Here is a 17,284-nt window from a genome sequence, read left to right as displayed (position 1 = left end):
TGGGGCTGTGAAGGGTAAGGGTCCGGCCCGGGAATGGGGAATCGGGAGTGGAGAATCGTCAGGAATGGACTGCGCCAACCGGGACCGCCACCTCCTGCTCTACCGATTCCCCATTCCCGACTCCCCATTCCCGTAGAGCGCCAGCGGCGCTCTAACCAAACAAACCCGGCCCCAGCACCACCCACAGCGCCGCCAGCAGCGCGTACTTGATGCCGGTGATGATCGGGCCCTGTGGGCGGTAGGGCTTGGACTGCAGCATCTGCAGGTGCGGCGGCGCCTGCACGCGCTGGATCAGCACGAACAGGGCCAGCGCGCACAGCAGGCCGCCGATGATGCTGACGCCCCAGGGGCCCAGCGTATCCAGCACCCACACCGCCATCTGCTTGAGACCCTTCTTGCGGCCGGTGATCTCGATCTCTTCGGCGGCGCGGATCGCGGTGGCGGCATTGAAGGCGATCGCGGTGCCCATCGCCAGCAGGCTGAAGGTCAGGGCGGAGGCAAACGCTGCGCGCGCCTTGCTGTAGGTGTCCTCATAGCGGCGGAAGCGCCCCTGGGTGGCCTGTTCGACCGCGCCGAACACGGCATCGCGCACGCCGGCATCCTCGATCGTCAGCGATTCGGTCTTGGCTTCCTTGCCTTCGCCGACTTCGAAGTCGATGTCGCTGTCGCCGCTGCTCTGCTGCACCCGCTTCACCCCGCGCAGCACCACGTGGGTGGCCTTGTCGCCGAACACCTGTGCCGGCGACTCACCGGCCTGCAGGCGGCTGATCTGGGCCTCGATCAGGCTGCCCTTGTAGGTTTCGGCGTAGACCGCCTCGTTGCTCACCAGCAGCAGCTGCGCGCTGTCGCCGTCGACATCTTTCCAGTACTGCATGCTCGAATCCCCTGTGCCGGAAACGCCGGCCTGCGCGATGCCGCAGAGCGCGGCGAGGGCGGCAGTGTCGGGTTCTCATCCGCAGCGAGGAATCGTGAAGGTGTCCAGCGCAGCGCTTGACGGCCTGTCAACCGCGCCCGCGGCGCTTGGCTCAGCGCCGCCAGGCGAAGAAGCGCTCGGCCCACCTCAGCGCGGTGGCCGGTGCATGCGCGCGCTTCCACACGCCCGCGGCGTATTTGTTGGCCTCGCTCATGGTCGGGTAGACGTGGATGGTGCCGAGCAGTTTGTTCATGCCCAATCCGTATTTCATCGCCAGCACGAACTCCGGCAGCAGCTCGCCGGCGTGGGCGCCGACGATGCAGGCGCCGACGATGCGGTCACTGCCCGGCGCGGTCAGCACTTTCACGTAGCCATGGTCGTTGCCATCAGCGATTGCACGATCAAGATCGTCGATGCCGTAGCGGGTCACTTCCACCGCGATGCCCTGGGCCTTGGCTTCGTCCTCGGACAGGCCAACGCGGGCGACTTCGGGGTCGGTGAAGGTCACCCACGGAATCACCCGGTAGTCGACCTTGTAGCTCCAGAACGGCGCCAGCAGACCGTTGACCGCCGCGTACCAGGCCTGATGCGCGGCGACGTGGGTGAACTGGTAGGGCCCGGTGACATCGCCGGCCACCAGGATGTTGGGGAAGTTGGTGCGCAGCAGCGGGTCGGCGGCGATGTGGCCGCGCGGGCCGAGCTCGACGCCGAGCTCGCGCAGGCCGAAGCCCTCGGTGTTCGGGCTGCGCCCCAGCGCCAACAGCACGCGATCGAAATCGAAGCTGACCGCGCCATCGGGGCCCTCGCAGTGCAGGCGTCCGCCGCCCTCGGCAAGTTTCTCGAAGCGCAGCGCGCGATGCGCGGTGGCGATCTGGACGCCCTCATCGGCCAGGGTGCTGGACAGCGCCAGTGCCGCATCGGCGTCTTCGCGCGGCAGCAGGCGCGGCGACATTTCGACGATCCGCACCTGCGCGCCGAAGCGGGCGAAGCACTGCGCCAGCTCGCAGCCGATCGGCCCGCCGCCCAGCACCAGCAGACGCTGCGGCAGCGCACGCAGGCCCCACACCGAATCGCTGGTGAGGTAGTCGAGATCGTTCAAGCCCGGAATGTCCGGCACCAGCGGGCGCGCGCCGGTCGCGATCACCAGGCTGCGCGCACTCAATCGACGGCCGCCGACCTCGACTTCCCAGGGGCTGACCAATTTGGCCTCGCCCTCGATCACCTCGACCCCAAGCCCGGTGTAGCGCTCGACCGAATCGTGCGGCTCGATCTGGCTGATCACCCGCTGCACGCGCTGCATCACCTCAGCGAAATCGAACTCGGCCGACATCGAGCGGATGCCGAGGTTCGCGCTGTGTCGGGCCTCGGCCGACAGGCGCGCGCTGCGGATCAGCGCCTTGCTGGGCACGCAGCCGGTGTTCAGGCAATCGCCGCCCATGCGGTGCTTCTCGATCAGGGCGACCTTGGCTTTCACCGCAGCGCCGATGTAGGCCGTCACCAGGCCGGCCGAGCCGGCGCCGATCGCGATCAGGTTGTAGTCGAACCGGGCTGGCCGCTTGAAGCCGGCATACACGCGGCGCGCCTGCAGCCAGGCCAGCACCGCCTTCAGCAGCAGCGGCAGCAGGCCGATTGCGACAAAGGCCAGCAGCAGACCCGGCGAGACGATGTCCCGCGGTGATTCGATGCTGGCCAGCTGGGTGCCGGCGTACACGTACACCACCGTCGCCGGCAGCATGCCGAGCTGGCTGACCCAGTAGTAGGTCCACAGCCGCAGCGAGGTCAGGCCGCTGACCAGGTTCACCACGAAGAACGGAAACAGCGGCAGCAGGCGCAGGCTGAGCAGATAGAACGCGCCGTCACGCTGCACGCCGGCATCGAAGGCCTTCAAGCGCTCGCCATAGCGTCGGGTGATGGCCTCGCGAAACAGAAAGCGCGCAGTCAGAAAGGCCAGGCTGGCGCCGAGCGAGCTCGCGAATGACACCAGCAGTACGCCCCAGCCCAGCCCGAACAGCGCGCCGGCCGCCAGCGTCATCACCGCGGCACCGGGGATCGAGGCCGCCGTGACCAGCACATAGGCGCCGAAGAATCCGGTCAGGGCCAGCAGCCAGTGGGCATCGACCCAGCCGGCGAACTCGGCCTGGCGCGACTTCAGCGTCGCAAAATCGAGCGTGGCGAGCAGACCGCTGCGCCAGGCCCAGACCAGCAGCAGGGCGATCGCGAGAACCAGGGCGAGACGGGCAAATGTCTTCATGGGCGATGGTCAGCCGAAGTGAGCGAGCGGGAAGCCGCGAGTGTGGCCCGCTTCAGAGGTGCGTAGCGAGCGAAACGATTGCATCGGTGCGGCGCGGCAACCCGGCCACAGACAAGCGGCCGCCAAGCGAAGGCCAGCGCAGCCGGCATGCCATCCGTCACTTCCACGCTGTCGGGGCGGGATCCACGATCACCGTTCCAATCACCCGGGAGCTGCACATGCGCCTTGTCACCGGATTGCTGCTGGGGCTGCTGGCCGTGCTGCCGGCGGCGGTGCGCGCCGAGTTCGCAGTCGAAGAGGCCAGCCTCGCTGAGCTCGCTGCAGCGCAGGCGGAAGGTACTGCGAGTTCGCAGGATCTGGTACGCGCCTACCTCGAACGGATCGAACGCCTCGACCGCGCGGGGCCGCGCCTGAATGCGGTGATCGAGCTCAATCCGGAGGCGCTCGCGATCGCGGCCACGCTGGATGCCGAACGCGCGGCCGGGACCCTGCGCGGCCCGCTGCACGGGATTCCGATCCTGCTGAAGGACAACATCGACACCGGCGACCGGATGCAGACCTCGGCCGGCTCGCTGGCCCTGCTCGGCGAACCGGCAGCGCAGGATTCGAGCGTTGCCGCGCGCCTGCGCGCGGCTGGCGCGGTGATTCTGGGCAAGACCAATCTGAGCGAGTGGGCCAACTTCCGCGGGCGCCGCAGCAGCAGCGGCTGGAGCAGCCGCGGTGGCCAGACCCGTAACCCGTATGCGCTGGACCGCACGCCCTGCGGCTCCAGCTCAGGCAGTGGCGTCGCGGCCGCGGCCAGCCTGGCGGGCGCCGCGATCGGCACCGAGACCGACGGCAGCATCATCTGCCCGGCGGCGATCAATGGCCTGGTCGGGATCAAGCCGAGCATCGGCCTGGTCAGCCGCGCCGGCATCGTGCCGATCAGCGGCAGCCAGGACACCGCCGGGCCGATGGCGCGCAGCGTCGCCGATGCGGCCCTGCTGCTGCAGGCCCTGGTCGGTGCCGACCCGCGCGACCGCGCCACGGCAGACGTCGCCGAGCACACGGCGGACTATGTGGCCGCACTCGATCCGCAGGCACTCAAAGGCGCGCGGATCGGCGTGGTGCGGCAGCTGGCGGGTTTCCACGCCGGCGTTGACCAGCGCTTCGATGCCGCCGTCGAGGCCCTGCGCGCGGCCGGTGTCGAGATCGTTGAAGGCATTGAACTGCCGACCCGCGCCGAGGCCGCGCGCAACGAGTTCACCGTGTTGGTGCACGAGTTCAAGGACGACCTCAACGCCTACCTCGCCACCCGCAGCGGCGTGCCGGCGACCGACCTCGATGCGGTGATCGCTTTCAACGTCGCCAACGCCGAGCGCGTGCTGCCCTGGTTCGGTCAGCAGCTGCTGGAACAGGCTGCGGCCAGCGGCGGCAGAGCCGATGTGGACTACCAGAAGGCGCAGGCCGACGCCCGCCGCCTGGCCGGGCCGGAGGGCATCGACAAGGCCATGGCCGAGCATCGGCTGGATGCACTGATCGCACCGAGCAACGGACCGGCCTGGCCGGTCGATTGGGTCAATGGCGATGCCTTCGGCGGCGGCAGCTCGGGCATGGCGGCGATCAGCGGCTACCCGAACATCAGCGTGCCGATGGGGCTGGTGCACGGCCTGCCGGTCGGCATCAACTTCTTCGGCGCGCGCTACAGCGAGGCCAAGCTCATCGGCTATGCGTACGCCTTCGAACAGGCCACGCGCCTGCGTCAACCGCCGCGCTACGCGGCCGGGCTGCCGGCCGGGCCGCAGTGAGCGGAGGCTCCACGCACCGCCACTCAGGCCATGTCGCCGCGCAGCGCCTGCACCTGGGCCTGCAGCTGCTCGGCGCTGGCCTGCGCAGCCGGCACCGGCGAATCGATCGCGAGCTCGACGCGGGCGCGGAATCGGCGCGGCAGGCGCATCCGCCGCAGCGCCGAGTCACGGCGGCTGAACAGGCTGCCCCACATGCCGCGCAGGGCCATCGGGATCACCGGCACCGGCTGGCCCGCGAGGATGCGTTCAACGCCCGAACGAAACGGGTTGATCGCGCCATCGCGGGTGATCTGGCCCTCGGGAAAGATGCCGACCAGCTCGCCGCGGGCCAGCGCGGCATCGATCTCGGCGAAGGCCCGCTCCATCAGCGCCGGGTCTTCTTTTCCGCCGGCAATAGGGATCGCCTTGGCGGTGCGGAACACCCAGCTCATCACTGGAATGTTGAAGATCTTGTAGTACATGACGAAGCGGATCGGCCTACGCACACAGGCCGAGATCAGCAGCGCGTCCATGAAGCTGACGTGGTTGCACACTACCAGCGCCGCGCCCTCGTCGGGCACGTGCTCGGCGCCGCGGACGCGGATCCGGTACAGCACGCTGATCACCAGCCAACTCATGAAGCGCATCAGGAATTCCGGCACCAGCCGGAAGATGTGGATCGCGACCACCGCGTTCAGCAGGGCGGTGACCAGCAGGATCTCTGGAATGTTCATGCCCAGCGCGGAAAGGCCGATCGCCAGCACGGCTGCCAGCACCATGAAGATCGCGTTGAGGATGTTGTTGGCAGCGATGACTCGTGAGACTTCATCCCACGGCGTGCGCGACTGGATCAGGGCGAACAGCGGCACGATGAAGAACCCGCCGAACAGGCCGATCAGGGCCAGGTCCATCAGCACCCGCCAGCGGCCTGGCTGACCGAACACCTCGCTGACCGACAGCCCCAGCGCGCCGACATCGGTGGGTTGAGCGAAGTAGAGGTCGATGCCGAACACTGACAGGCCGATCGCGCCCAGCGGCACCAGGCCGATCTCGATCTTGTGGCCGGACAGCTTCTCGCACAGCAGCGAACCCACCCCGATGCCCGCCGCGAACACCGCCAGCAGGACCGACATCACCGCTGCTTCGCCACCCAGCACGTCGCGCGCATAGACCGGCAGTTGGGCCAGTACCAGCGAGCCGTAGAACCAGAACCAGCTGATGCCGAGCACCGAGTTCAGCACCGCGGTGCGGCCGCGCAGAATGCCGAGCGTGTGGCCAATCTCCGATACTGCGTTCCAGTTGAATTTGAGCTCGGGCGCGGTCGGCGGCGCGGGCGGAATCGCGAGACTGACCAGCCAGCCCAACACGGCCAAGCCGATCACGCAGACCGACACCCACAGTTCCGCGTTCTGCAGCTGCATCAGTGGGCCGCCCGCCAGGAACCCGAGCAGGATGGCCATGAAAGTCGCGGCCTCCACCCAGGCGTTGCCGCCCACCAGTTCCCAGGGTTTCAGATGCTGTGGCATCAGCGAGTACTTGAGCGGGCCGAAGAACGCCGACTGCGCGCCCATCAGGAACAGCACGCCGAGCAGGAGTTCGACGGAGCCGAGTGCGAAGCCCACGGCGGCGGCAATCATGATAAGGATCTCGGCGAACTTGATCAGCCGGATCAGGCGTGACTTCTCGAACTTCTCGGCAAGCTGGCCGGCGCTGGCGGAGAACAGGAAGAAGGGCAGGATGAACAGCGCCGCGGCGATGTTCGAGTACAGCAGGCTTTGTTCCTGACCGGTGCCGACCCGATAGATGACCAGGCCGATCAGGGCGTTGCGGAACAGGTTGTCGTTGAATGCCCCCAGCGCCTGGGTCAGGAAAAACGGCAGGAAACGGCGCTGGGCCAGCAGAGCGAATTGCGAGCTGTGGGACATTGAGCGACCTTGGTCGGAAGTGCCGCGGAGTGTGGGCGTGTGGCCGCTTGGCGTGTCAAGACCGGCCGGCGCCGAAGCGTTGAGTTTGTGTCATTTCGTTACGCCGCCGACAAGTCTGACGCGGCGCGGCGGGTGCCGCGGTGGACACTCCGCCGGGGCTGACGCGAATCTGCTGGCGTGGCGCAGCCAAGCGTGATGTGTCGCACGGTTTGGGGGTGGCACGGAATCTGCTGGGTCACGCCTATCGCCTCACGGCATCTGGGCACCCATCGGGTCGCCTTCGGAGTTCAGCATGTTCGCCCTGCCGCTACTTTCAGTGCTCAATCGCTTCCATCACGATGTGCTGGTGCCCAGCTGGTACTGGAGCGGCGCCCTGTTCGACGGCGTGTGCTACCTAGCCCTAAGCACCCTGCCGCGGCGCTGAAGCCAGATCAAGGCGCTGCGCTGAACAGATCCCCCTGGCGCAACGCGCCGGCGGCTTCGATCAGGTTCGACAGCCCCACGCCCGCCAGCCGATAGCGCGTCTGCGCCGGCAGCTGCACGCGGGCCCGCAAAGCCATCGCGATTTCCAGAACTTCCTCCGCTGAAGCCGGTGCTGTGTCCGGGCTGAGGCTGCGGGTCAGGATGCGGAAATCCGTGGTCTTGAGTTTCAACACGACGGTGCGACCGATCCGCCCGGAACGTTCGGCCTCTGCCCATACGCGGCGAGCCAGCGGCTCAAGTTCGGCGCCCAAGGCGTCGATGGACAGGTCCACCGCGAAAGTGTCCTCGGCCGAGATCTGCAGGCTGGGCCGCTCGGGCTCGACTGCGTGCTCGTCGATGCCGTGCGCGAGCTCGAACAGGCGCCGGCCCCAGCGGCCGAAGCGCGCCTCAAGCGCGGGCTGGCCGAGCTCACGCAACTGGCCCACCCGTTCGATCCCGAGATCAGCCAGCTTGCCCTGCATCACCTTGCCGACCCCGGGCAGCTTGCCGACCGGCAGCCGGGTGAGGAACTCCAGCGCCTGCTGCGGTCGAATCACGAACAGTCCGTCGGGCTTGCGCCAGTCGCTGGCGATCTTGGCCAGAAACTTGTTCGGCGCGACCCCGGCACTGGCGGTCAGCGCGGTGCGCTCGCGGATTTCGGCGCGAATCGCCTTGGCCACGGCGGTGCCTGAGCCTAGCCCCTGCAGGTCTTCGCTGACGTCCAGATAGGCCTCGTCGAGCGACAGTGGTTCTACCAGCGGCGTGTGGCTGAGGAACACCTCGCGCACCTGCCGCGACACCGCTTTATAGCGGGCGAAGTCCGGCGGCACGAACACCGCGTCCGGGCACAGCCGCTCGGCGCGGATCGCCGGCATCGCCGAGCGGATGCCGAAGGTGCGGGCTTCGTAGCTGGCCGCGCAGACCACCGAGCGCGCGCCCTTCCAGGCCACCACCACCGGCCGCCCGCGCAGGCTGGGGTCGTCACGCTGCTCGACCGAGGCGTAGAAGGCGTCCATGTCGACATGGACGATCTTGCGCAGGCGTGGAGTGTTCACGCCGGAAACAATCAGCCGAAGCCTTCCAGCACGATCTTGCCAACCGCGCGCCCGCTCTCCAGCAGCGCATGCGCGCGACGCAGGTTGTCGGCATTGATCGTGCCGAAATGCTGGCCGAGGGTGCTGCGCAGCTCGCCGGCGTCGACGCGCTCGGCGACGTTCTGCAGCAGGGCGCCCTGGGCGCCGATGTCGGGGGTGTTGAACATCGAGCGGGTGAACATGAACTCCCAGTGCAGGCTCGCCGACTTGCGCTTGAGCAGGCGGACGTCGATCGGCTCGGGGTCGTCGATCAAGGCCAGATGGCCCTCCGGCGCCAGCGCTTCGACCAGCTGCAGATAGTGCTGATCGGTGTGGGTCAGGCTGGCGATGTACTCGACCCCGGCCGGCGCGATCGCCAGCGCTTGGGCGGCCAATGGCTGGGTGTGGTCCAGCACCCGGTTGGCGCCGAGCAGCTGCAGCCAGTCGCGGCTCTGCTCGCGAGAGGCGGTGGCGAGCACGGTCAGCCGGGTCATCGCATGCGCCAGCTGGATCAGGATCGAGCCAACACCGCCGGCCGCGCCGGTCACCAGCAGATGGCGCCCGGAAGCGCCGCCACGCGGCACGCCGAGGCGGTCGAACAGCAGCTCCCAGGCGGTGATCGCGGTCAGCGGCAGCGCTGCGGCTTCAGGGTCGGACAGCGTGTGTGGCGCGTGGCTGACGAGGCGCGCGTCGACGCACTGGAACTCGGCATTGCAGCCGGGCCGATCCAGCGCACCGGCATACCAGACCCGGTCACCGGGCTTGAAGATGCTGACCTCGCTGCCGACTGCATCGACGATGCCGACGGCATCCCAGCCGAGAATGCGCCGTGCGCCATCGGTGGGTGCGGCGTGGCGCCGGATCTTGGTGTCGACCGGGTTGACCGCCACCGCGCGCACCGCCACCCGCAGATCCTGCGGGCCGGGCTCAGGCACGGGGGCGTCGAACTCGATCAATGCCTCGGGGTGGTCGACGGGCAGGGACTCACGGAAGCCGATAGCTTTCATTGCACGCGTGGGTAGTCAGGGCGGGCCAGAGTGTGCGCTGTCGGGCCCGTTCGCCACTACTGACAGAACTCAGTCGGTCGCGGCGGTCGTCTGCGCCGCGTCCGGCCGCCACTCCAGCCGCAGGTTGCGCGGGGTCAGCTCCACACCATCACGGTCGAACACCCGCACAGCATCGAGCGGCGCGCCGCTGTCGGCGTTCTGCAGCCGCAGCGCGGTGTCCGCGCACGGCGCCCAGCGTGTGCCCCAGTCGGCCATCGCCACCAGCAGCGGAAACAGCGACTTGCCCATTGGTGTCAGCCGGTACTCGATCTGGCGCGCGTCCTCGCGTGAGGGCTCGCGGCTGAGCACGCCGCGTTCGACCAGGTGCCTCAGCCGCGCCGACAGGATGTTGCGGGCGATGCCGAGCCGGCGTTCGAAATCGTTGAAGCGGCGCTGGCCGAGAAAGGCCTCGCGCAGGATCAGCAGCGACCAGCGCTCGCCGACGATTTCCAGCGCGCGGGCGATCGGGCAGCTCGCGCTGAGTTCGGCGGCGGTGGTCGGCAGGGCCGGTGAGGGGATCGTTGGGGCAGGGCGGTCAGGGCGCATGAGCGCAAGCATGGGCAACTAGGTTGCACACTGCAACCGATCGCGCTAGCCTCGGCTCCAGTTGCAAAATGCAACCTAATTGGAGCCTGCGATGTCACCTGCCAGCCTGCGACCCCTCGGCTCCACTCTGGGCCGTCTGTTTCCCGAATTCACTGCCAGCTTGGTGGCCGATCTCGCCACCCGGCCGCGCGCCGCGCGTAGCCACCGCCTGCCGCCCGGTGCGGAAGCCCTGACCCTGCGTTTTGGCCTGGCCGGTCTGCGCTGGGGCCGAACCGGCCCACGCGTGCTGGCCCTGCACGGCTGGCAGGGCCACTCGGCGCAATTCGCCGCGATCGCCAGCGAACTGGTTGCGCAGGGCCTGCAGGTGATCGCGCTGGACGCGCCCGCCCACGGCCGCTCGCCTGGCGCCTTTGCGAGCCCGATCGCGTTCTCCGATGCCCTGCTCGAAAGTCAGCCGGAGCTCGGCCCGGTGCACGCGGTGATCGGCCATTCGATGGGCGCTGGCGCGGTGCTGTACGCGCTGGCCAATGGCCTGTCGGCGGCGCGTGCGGTGGTGGTGGCCAGCCCCGCCGATTACGCCGACGTGCTGCGTCGGCAGAGCCAGCGCTTGGCCCTGCCCGAACGCGCAGAACGCGCCTTCGTGGCGCGGATGGAACGCCTGACCGGAGTGCCTACGACCGCGCTCGACATCGGCGAGCTCGGTGCACGCTTCAAAGGCGAGCTCATGGTGGTGCACGACCGCAGCGACCGCGTGGTGCCGTTCGCGGACGGCGAACGCATCGCCCGCGTCGCTTCCGCGCCGCTGTATGTCACCAGCGGCCTGGGCCACGGCCGCGTGCTGAAGGACCCGGGCGTGGCCGCAACGGTGGCCCGATTCATCGTCGATGGCGTTGACACGCCCGCCAGCGCAGGGCGCGTCGAGCTGCATTGAGGGTCGCGCTCGCGCGTCTGTCCGCGGCCACATTGGCCCGGCCGCGGGCCGAATCAAGCGGCGGCGCGCCGGTGTGAGCGTCTGGCATCAGGCATGCGCAGACGGACTCAAAGCCGATGCGCGGGGCGTGCTGCAATACCGGAAACCCCGTGGACGCCTCGATGCACCTGCCCGATAGTCAAGTTCATTCCCCCGCGCCCTCGGCGCTTGCCCTGCTGCCGCTCGGCCTGTTTCTGCTGTTGTTCTTCGGTACCGGCCTGTGGCTGAGCCTTGCCGGGGTGGAGATGGCCTTCTACCAGCTGCGGGCGCCGCTGGCGGCACTGATCGCGATTGCGCTCGGCCTGCTGATCGCGCACCGGCAGCGCTACAACGGGCTGGATGTGCTGCTCGCCGGTATGGGCGAGCGCAACGTGATGCTGATGCTGCTGGTGTTCCTGCTCGCTGGAGGCTTTGCCGAGCTCTCGCGTGCGATTGGTGCGGTCGACGCCGTGGTCGCCCTGGCGCTGTCGACAATGCCCGCGCAATGGCTGGTGCCGGGTCTGTTCCTGGCGGCCGCGCTGGTGTCGTTCGCGATCGGAACATCCATGGGCACCCTGGCTGCGACCGTACCGATCGGCTTGGGCCTTGCAGAGGTGGCCGGGCTGGATACGGTGCTGATCACCGGCGCGCTGATCGGTGGCGCGATGTTCGGCGACAACCTGTCCCTGATCTCCGACACCACCATCGCCGCCACCCGCAGCCAGGGCGCCGAAATGCGCGACAAACTGCGCGCCAATGCCTGGATCGCCCTGCCCGCCGCGGCGCTGACCGCGCTCTGGCTTGCCGTGGATGCGTCTGTTGTCGCGCAGCTCCCGCCCGCGCCCGAGCTGGATCCGCTGAAGTTGCTGCCGTATGCACTGGTGCTGGCGCTCGCCCTGGCAGGACTGAATGTCCTGGGCGTGCTGGCGCTGGGCATTCTGGGCTGCGCCGTGCTCGGCGTGTTGGACGCCAGCCCGCTCAGCCCGCTGGCCGCTGCAGGTCACCTGTGGAAGGGCATGGAGGGCATGACCGAGATCGTTCTGCTGGCGCTGCTGATCGGCGGTCTGGGCGCCTTGCTCAGCGCCAGTGGCGGCCTGAGCTGGCTGCTGCAGGCGATCGACCGGATCGCGCGCGGTCGCCGCGGTCAGCGGGTCGGCGAGCTCAATCTGGCCGGCCTTGCGTTCGGCGCCGATGTGCTGACCGCAAACAACACAGTGGCGATCGTGGCGATCGGCCCGCTGGCGAAGCAGATCGCACGGACTCACGCCATCCCGCCGGCCCGGGCGGCTGGACTCATCGATGTGTTCGCCTGCGTCGCCCAGGGCGTGTTGCCGTATGGAGCGCAGATCCTGTTGGCCGCCTCACTGGCCGGGCTGTCGCCGCTGCTGCTCAGTGGTGCTGTGACCTACTGCTGGTTGCTGGCCGCGCTGGCCCTGCTCAGCGTCGCCTGGCCGCGCCGCCAAGCCCTCAGTCCGGCCGCCGCCGGATCTTGAGCCCCGAAGCCGGAAAGCTGGCGATCTCGCCGCCTTCGCTGCGCCGGCGCGGTTGCCCGGGCTCCGGCGCGAACGCCTGCGCATACAGGACTTCATAGGTGGCCGGCAGCACGCCGTCGTGTCGGAACTCTTCGTAGGCGGCGAACACCCGCTGCATGCGCGCTTTGCCAGTGAGGCTGCGGCGGCGGTCCTGCCAGGCATTGCCGGCGCCGATGCCGCGCAGTTCGCGCATCAGGTCGCGGCTGTCGCGGTAGGTGAGGGTGAAGCGATCGGTGTCCAGCACCGGGTCGCGAAAGCCGGCCGCGATCAGCGCATCGCCGATCGCCTGCATCGGCTTGAAGCTGCTCACGTGCGGGGCATCGTCCGCACTGGCGAACGCGCTGCGCAGTTCGAACAGGGTGTCCGGACCGAAGCTGGAGAACAGTAGCAGGCCACCCGGCCGCAGCAGGCCGCGCAGACCATCGAGCACCTGCGGCAGGTCTTCCACCCACTGCAGACACAGGCTGGAGAACACCAGATCGAAACTGTTCTCGGCGAAGGGCAGGGCGCGCGCATCGGCGCATACGCGCTGGAACCGGCGCGACTTCGGCGTGTACCAGCGCCAACCCGCGCCGGCTTCGCGCAGCATCGGCAGGGCCAGATCCAGAGCGATCAGCTCGGCCTGCGGAAAGCGCTGACGCATCACGCTGCTGGCCTGGCCGGGGCCGGCGCCGAGATCGAGAATGCGGGTCGGTGTCTGCTTGGCGTAGGCCAGCTGTTCGAGCAGACGCGACTCGACCTCGCGCTGCAGCACAGCGATCGCGGCGTACTCGGAAGCGGCGCGGCCAAAGGCTCGGCGCACCTGGCGAAGGTCGTAGCGAGGTTCCATGAGGGCGCGGAGTGTACGCCAGCGGGCCGACGCGGCGGCGTAGAATCGGCCGCTTGCCCGGACCGGAACCCCTGTATGACTGCCAGCGCGGCCGACTTCATCGAGGTCTACGACAATGTTCTGAGCGCGGCCGAGTGCGCGGCGCTGATCGACCGCTTCGAACGCTCCGGCCGCCTGCAGCCCGGTGCCGTCGGCGGCGGTGTCTACCCCGAGCTAAAGCACAGCAGCGACCTGATGGTGTCGGCGCATCCGGATTGGCGCGATGCCGAAGTGGCGCTCAATCAGGCCATGCTGCGCTGCCTGATGGCCTATCTGCGGCGCTATCCCTACACCCTGATCGCGCCGCTGATGCTGCAGTTCCAGGACCCGCAGACCGGCGCAGTGCGGCGCCTCGGGGCGGACGACATCACCGCGATGCCGGAGCCGCAGCTGGCCGACATCACCGAGTTCGTGTTCCGCCCGGGCGCGATCAACCTGCAGCGCTACCGCGCCGGTGAGGGTGGCTATCCGTACTGGCACTGCGAGCTGTACCCGCGAGATCCGCAGGCCGAGTATCTGCACCGCACCCTGCTGTGGACGCTCTACTTGAACGATGGCTTTGCCGAAGGCGAAACCGAGTTCCTGTACCAGGGCCGCAAGATCCAGCCGCGCACCGGCAGCCTGCTGATTGCCCCGGCGGCGTTCACCCATACCCACCGTGGCAACCGGCCGCAGGGCGGCGACAAGTACATAGCGACCAGCTGGGTGTTGTTCCGCCGGGCCGAGGCCTTGTATCCCGATATGGCACCGAACTGATCAGGAGCTTCGCCATGATGAGCGCCGCGCGCATACCCGCCCTTGGCCTGCTGGCCGCCCTCGTGCTGTCGGCCTGCTCCGAACCACCGCCGCCGCCGACCGGGCCGGTGATCAACACCGCCGCCGCCACCGAAGCCATCAACCTGTTCGAGCAGGCCCGCCGCGACGGCCGCGGCCAGCTGGCCCGCGCCTACGCCGACGACATCCTGCTGAAGTACCCGGGCACCGAAGCCGCTGCCACCGTGCAGGCGGCGATGGCCGAGGTCAATGCGCTGGCCGAGGCCGATCGCGAGCGCACCCGGCTGGCCAATATGTGGATCTATCACGAGGTCGGCGAGGTCAAGGGCGCCACCTATACGGCCTTCATGTACGAGTCCGATTCGGCCCAGCTCGACCGCAGCGAGCGCCCGCAGCTGGTGCTGCGGCGACACCCGGAATGGGGCCAGAACGTCTATGTGCTGCTGCCGAACGGTCGCTTCGCCTGCGGCGCGCGCTGCATGATCAATATCAAGCTCGACGACGCCGCACCGGCGCGCTTCGAGGCCAGCCAGCCCGAGGGCGCGCCGGTGCCGGCGATGTTCGTCGAAGAGGACACGCGCTTCTTCGAGGCACTGAAAACCGCGCGCTGGGTCGAGCTCGAACTGCCGATCCGCGGCGGCAAGCGCAGCCTGCGTTTCGAGGTTGGTGGCATCGACCTGGCGCGCATGGGCCCGGCGGTGCGCAAACGCTGACCGCCGGGTCGCACTTCACGCTCACGCCCCCACAGGCGACAATGGCGCGCTTTGCGGGCCGCTGCGCCTGCATCCATGCATCCATAGGGCCCGGCCGTGTCGGCACGGGCCATAACCGGGAGGACACCCATGACAGAACCGAGCCTCAACCCGCCCGCCGGCGGCGCCAAGATCACCATCGAGAACGGCAAGCTGCACGTCCCGAACAACCCGATCATTCCGTTCATCGAGGGTGATGGCACCGGCGCCGACATCTGGCGCGCCTCGGTGCGCGTGCTCGACGCCGCGGTCGAGAAGGCCTATGGCGGCGCGCGCAAGATCCACTGGATGGAGATCTACGCCGGCGAGAAGGCCAACAACCAGTTCGGCACCTGGCTGCCGGACGCCACCGTGCAGGCCTGCCGCGACTACCTGGTGTCGATCAAGGGCCCGCTGACCACGCCGATCGGCGGCGGCATCCGATCGCTAAATGTGGCCCTGCGGCAGATGCTCGATCTGTACGTCTGCCTGCGCCCGGTGCGCTGGTTCAAGGGCGTGCCGAGCCCGGTGAAGCGCCCCGATGCGGTCGACATGGTGATCTTCCGCGAGAACTGCGAAGACATCTACGCGGGTATCGAGTTCGAACAGGGCTCGGATGAAAACGCCAAGTTCATGGCCCTGCTGAAAGAGCACTTCCCCAAGTCCTACGGCAAGATCCGCTTCCCCGAGACCTCCGGCATCGGCATCAAGCCGGTCTCCAAGGACGGCTCCGAGCGCCTGATCCGCGCCGCCATCGAATACGCCATCAGCAGCGGGCGCAAGTCGGTGACGATCGTGCACAAGGGCAACATCATGAAGTTCACCGAAGGCGCGTTCCGCAACTGGGGCTACGCCCTGGCCGAGCGCGAATTCGCCGACAAGGTCTACACCTGGGACCAGTGGGAGCGCACCAAGGCCGCCAGCGGCGAGAAGGCCGCCAATGACGAGCAGTCCGCGGCCGTGGCGGCGGGCAAGGTGGTCATCAAGGACGCCATCGCCGACATCACCCTGCAGCAGGTGCTGACGCGCCCGAACGAATTCGATGTGATCGCCACCCTGAACTTGAACGGCGATTACTTGAGCGACGCGCTGGCCGCGCAGGTCGGCGGCATCGGCATCGCGCCCGGCGGCAACGTCAACTACATGACCGGCCACGCCGTGTTCGAGGCCACCCACGGCACCGCGCCGAAGTACGCCGGCCTCGACAAGGTCAACCCGGGCTCGGTGATCCTGTCGGGCGAAATGATGCTGCGCTACATGGGCTGGACCGAAGCCGCGGATGCCATCATCACCGCCATGGACGCCGCCATCGCTGCCAAAACCGTCACCTACGACTTCGCCCGCCTGATGGACGGCGCCACCGAAGTGAAGTGCTCGGAGTTCGGCGACGCGTTGATCAAGGCGCTGTAAGCCAAGCCGCAATCCGCTGAAAACGCGAGGCCGCCTTCGGGCGGCCTCGTGCGTTTGCGCGAGGTGCTTGAACGCACGTGCACGCGCGGTCGGTCCGTCTGGTCGGGCGCATCACCGATCACTTCCGCTGGATCGCTGCCGCCCGACACAGGCCTGCGCCGCCTTATGCTCCACCCCGCGTGCAGCCCGCACGCGTGCGGAGGCGCCGCATGGACTTCAATCGACTCGATCAGCAGTTGCGCGACAGCCTGGCCGACCTGCGGCTCAGCCTCGAGGAGCGCGATGAGCTGCGTCAGCTGGGCAGCGGGCTGGCTCCTGAGCAGTTGCGCTTCATGCGCAATCGGGCATTCGCGCTGGTGCGCGAGTTGATCCTTGAGCCGGGCAATGCCGAGCCAGCGCTGAAGTGGCTGGAGCAGGTGGTCAAGACGCTGGACTTCCAGGCCAGCGCGGCGCGCGAGCCGGCCAGTGCCCACTTCAGCCCGGGCGAAGACTGCCTCAGCAAGATCCGCGCGCTGTGCCAGCAGGCCAGACGCAGTATCGATATCTGCGTGTACACGATTTCAGATGATCGGCTGAGCGAGGCGATTCTCGCCGCGCATCAGCGCGGCGTGGCGGTGCGGGTGATCAGTGACAACGAGAAGAAGTTCGACGCCGGCAGCGATGTGCTGAGGCTGCGCGAGCGCGGTGTGCCGCTGCGCATCGATGCCAGCGAACACCATATGCACCACAAGTTCGCCCTGTTCGACGGCCGTCTGCTGTTGAACGGCAGCTTCAACTGGACCCGCAGCGCCAGCACCAGCAATGAAGAGAATTTTCTGGTGATCGAGCACGCGCAGCTGGTGGCGGACTACGCGCGTGAATTCGAGCAACTGTGGCTGCGCTACGCGCCGGAGTGAGCGCGCGCGGATAGAACCATTGATGGCGCTTGCGGTGCGTCATCGCCAAAAACGTCTGCTTGGCAGCGAAGCGGGGCCGGTGCAGCAAGCATCGGCGGCAACCCGATGTCGGCTGCACCGGCCCCGGTGCGGGCCGCGCTGC

Annotated in this window: 15 protein-coding genes; 8 read left to right on the top strand and 7 right to left on the bottom strand. The window is 68.3% G+C overall.

Annotated elements, in window-relative coordinates:
- Positions 1-151 precede the first annotated feature (151 nt).
- Positions 152-874, bottom strand: coding sequence for a hypothetical protein (locus ACIQ7H_RS11615; RefSeq protein ID WP_395791571.1), 723 nt, complete (start codon positions 872-874; stop codon positions 152-154).
- 151 nt (positions 875-1,025) lie between these two features.
- On the bottom strand, positions 1,026-3,164 hold the full coding sequence (locus ACIQ7H_RS11610; RefSeq protein ID WP_395791569.1) for an FAD-dependent oxidoreductase: 2,139 nt from the start codon (positions 3,162-3,164) through the stop codon (positions 1,026-1,028).
- 218 nt (positions 3,165-3,382) lie between these two features.
- On the opposite strand from ACIQ7H_RS11610, the gene ACIQ7H_RS11605 reads away from it, so the two are divergent.
- Positions 3,383-4,951: an amidase gene (locus tag ACIQ7H_RS11605; RefSeq protein ID WP_395791567.1), complete on the top strand. Its 1,569-nt coding sequence runs from the start codon at positions 3,383-3,385 to the stop codon at positions 4,949-4,951.
- Positions 4,952-4,974: 23 nt separating this feature from the next.
- Here ACIQ7H_RS11605 and ACIQ7H_RS11600 read toward each other — a convergent pair whose 3' ends face one another.
- Complete coding sequence (locus ACIQ7H_RS11600) at positions 4,975-6,855, bottom strand: MFS transporter (protein WP_395791565.1); 1,881 nt, start codon at positions 6,853-6,855, stop codon at positions 4,975-4,977.
- A 292-nt stretch (positions 6,856-7,147) separates the two neighbouring features.
- Here ACIQ7H_RS11600 and ACIQ7H_RS11595 point away from each other — a divergent pair, with 292 nt between their 5' ends.
- Entirely contained in the window at positions 7,148-7,279 is a 132-nt protein-coding gene (locus ACIQ7H_RS11595) for a hypothetical protein (RefSeq protein ID WP_395791563.1), read from the top strand.
- A gap of 7 nt (positions 7,280-7,286) precedes the next feature.
- Here the strand turns inward: ACIQ7H_RS11595 and dinB are convergent, their stop codons facing one another.
- From dinB to ACIQ7H_RS11580, 3 genes are all read right to left on the bottom strand, one after another.
- Positions 7,287-8,372 (bottom strand): DNA polymerase IV, encoded by a 1,086-nt coding sequence (gene dinB, locus ACIQ7H_RS11590; protein ID WP_395791561.1) that lies wholly within the window; start codon positions 8,370-8,372, stop codon positions 7,287-7,289.
- 11 nt (positions 8,373-8,383) lie between these two features.
- Positions 8,384-9,397, bottom strand: coding sequence for a zinc-binding alcohol dehydrogenase family protein (locus tag ACIQ7H_RS11585; RefSeq protein WP_395791559.1), 1,014 nt, complete (start codon positions 9,395-9,397; stop codon positions 8,384-8,386).
- Positions 9,398-9,466: 69 nt separating this feature from the next.
- Positions 9,467-9,982: a winged helix-turn-helix transcriptional regulator gene (locus tag ACIQ7H_RS11580; RefSeq protein ID WP_395791557.1), complete on the bottom strand. Its 516-nt coding sequence runs from the start codon at positions 9,980-9,982 to the stop codon at positions 9,467-9,469.
- A 91-nt stretch (positions 9,983-10,073) separates the two neighbouring features.
- Between ACIQ7H_RS11580 and ACIQ7H_RS11575 the strand changes: the two genes are divergently transcribed.
- Both ACIQ7H_RS11575 and ACIQ7H_RS11570 read left to right on the top strand, forming a co-directional pair.
- The gene (locus ACIQ7H_RS11575; RefSeq protein ID WP_395791555.1) at positions 10,074-10,913 is read left to right on the top strand and encodes an alpha/beta hydrolase; all 840 of its coding nucleotides are present in this window, start codon (positions 10,074-10,076) and stop codon (positions 10,911-10,913) included.
- Between the two features lie 161 nt (positions 10,914-11,074).
- On the top strand, positions 11,075-12,424 hold the full coding sequence (locus ACIQ7H_RS11570) for a Na+/H+ antiporter NhaC family protein (protein ID WP_395791553.1): 1,350 nt from the start codon (positions 11,075-11,077) through the stop codon (positions 12,422-12,424).
- Here the strand turns inward: ACIQ7H_RS11570 and bioC are convergent.
- Positions 12,399-13,292, bottom strand: a complete 894-nt coding sequence (bioC, locus tag ACIQ7H_RS11565; protein WP_395791551.1) for a malonyl-ACP O-methyltransferase BioC — start codon at positions 13,290-13,292, stop codon at positions 12,399-12,401. The genes ACIQ7H_RS11570 and bioC overlap by 26 nt on opposite strands.
- Positions 13,293-13,367: 75 nt before the next feature.
- On the opposite strand from bioC, the gene ACIQ7H_RS11560 reads away from it, so the two are divergent.
- From ACIQ7H_RS11560 to ACIQ7H_RS11545, 4 genes are all read left to right on the top strand, one after another.
- Entirely contained in the window at positions 13,368-14,087 is a 720-nt protein-coding gene (locus ACIQ7H_RS11560) for a 2OG-Fe(II) oxygenase (protein ID WP_395791549.1), read from the top strand.
- A gap of 14 nt (positions 14,088-14,101) precedes the next feature.
- The gene (locus ACIQ7H_RS11555; RefSeq protein WP_395791547.1) at positions 14,102-14,818 is read left to right on the top strand and encodes a hypothetical protein; all 717 of its coding nucleotides are present in this window, start codon (positions 14,102-14,104) and stop codon (positions 14,816-14,818) included.
- 129 nt (positions 14,819-14,947) lie between these two features.
- The gene (icd, locus tag ACIQ7H_RS11550; RefSeq protein ID WP_395791545.1) at positions 14,948-16,246 is read left to right on the top strand and encodes an NADP-dependent isocitrate dehydrogenase; all 1,299 of its coding nucleotides are present in this window, start codon (positions 14,948-14,950) and stop codon (positions 16,244-16,246) included.
- A gap of 209 nt (positions 16,247-16,455) precedes the next feature.
- On the top strand, positions 16,456-17,142 hold the full coding sequence (locus tag ACIQ7H_RS11545; RefSeq protein ID WP_395791543.1) for a phospholipase D-like domain-containing protein: 687 nt from the start codon (positions 16,456-16,458) through the stop codon (positions 17,140-17,142).
- Positions 17,143-17,284 lie beyond the last annotated feature (142 nt).

It is taken from the genome of Aquimonas sp., from assembly GCF_044377145.1.
Lineage (GTDB): Bacteria > Pseudomonadota > Gammaproteobacteria > Xanthomonadales > Xanthomonadaceae > Aquimonas.
This window is presented reverse-complemented; position numbering and strand designations above follow the sequence as displayed.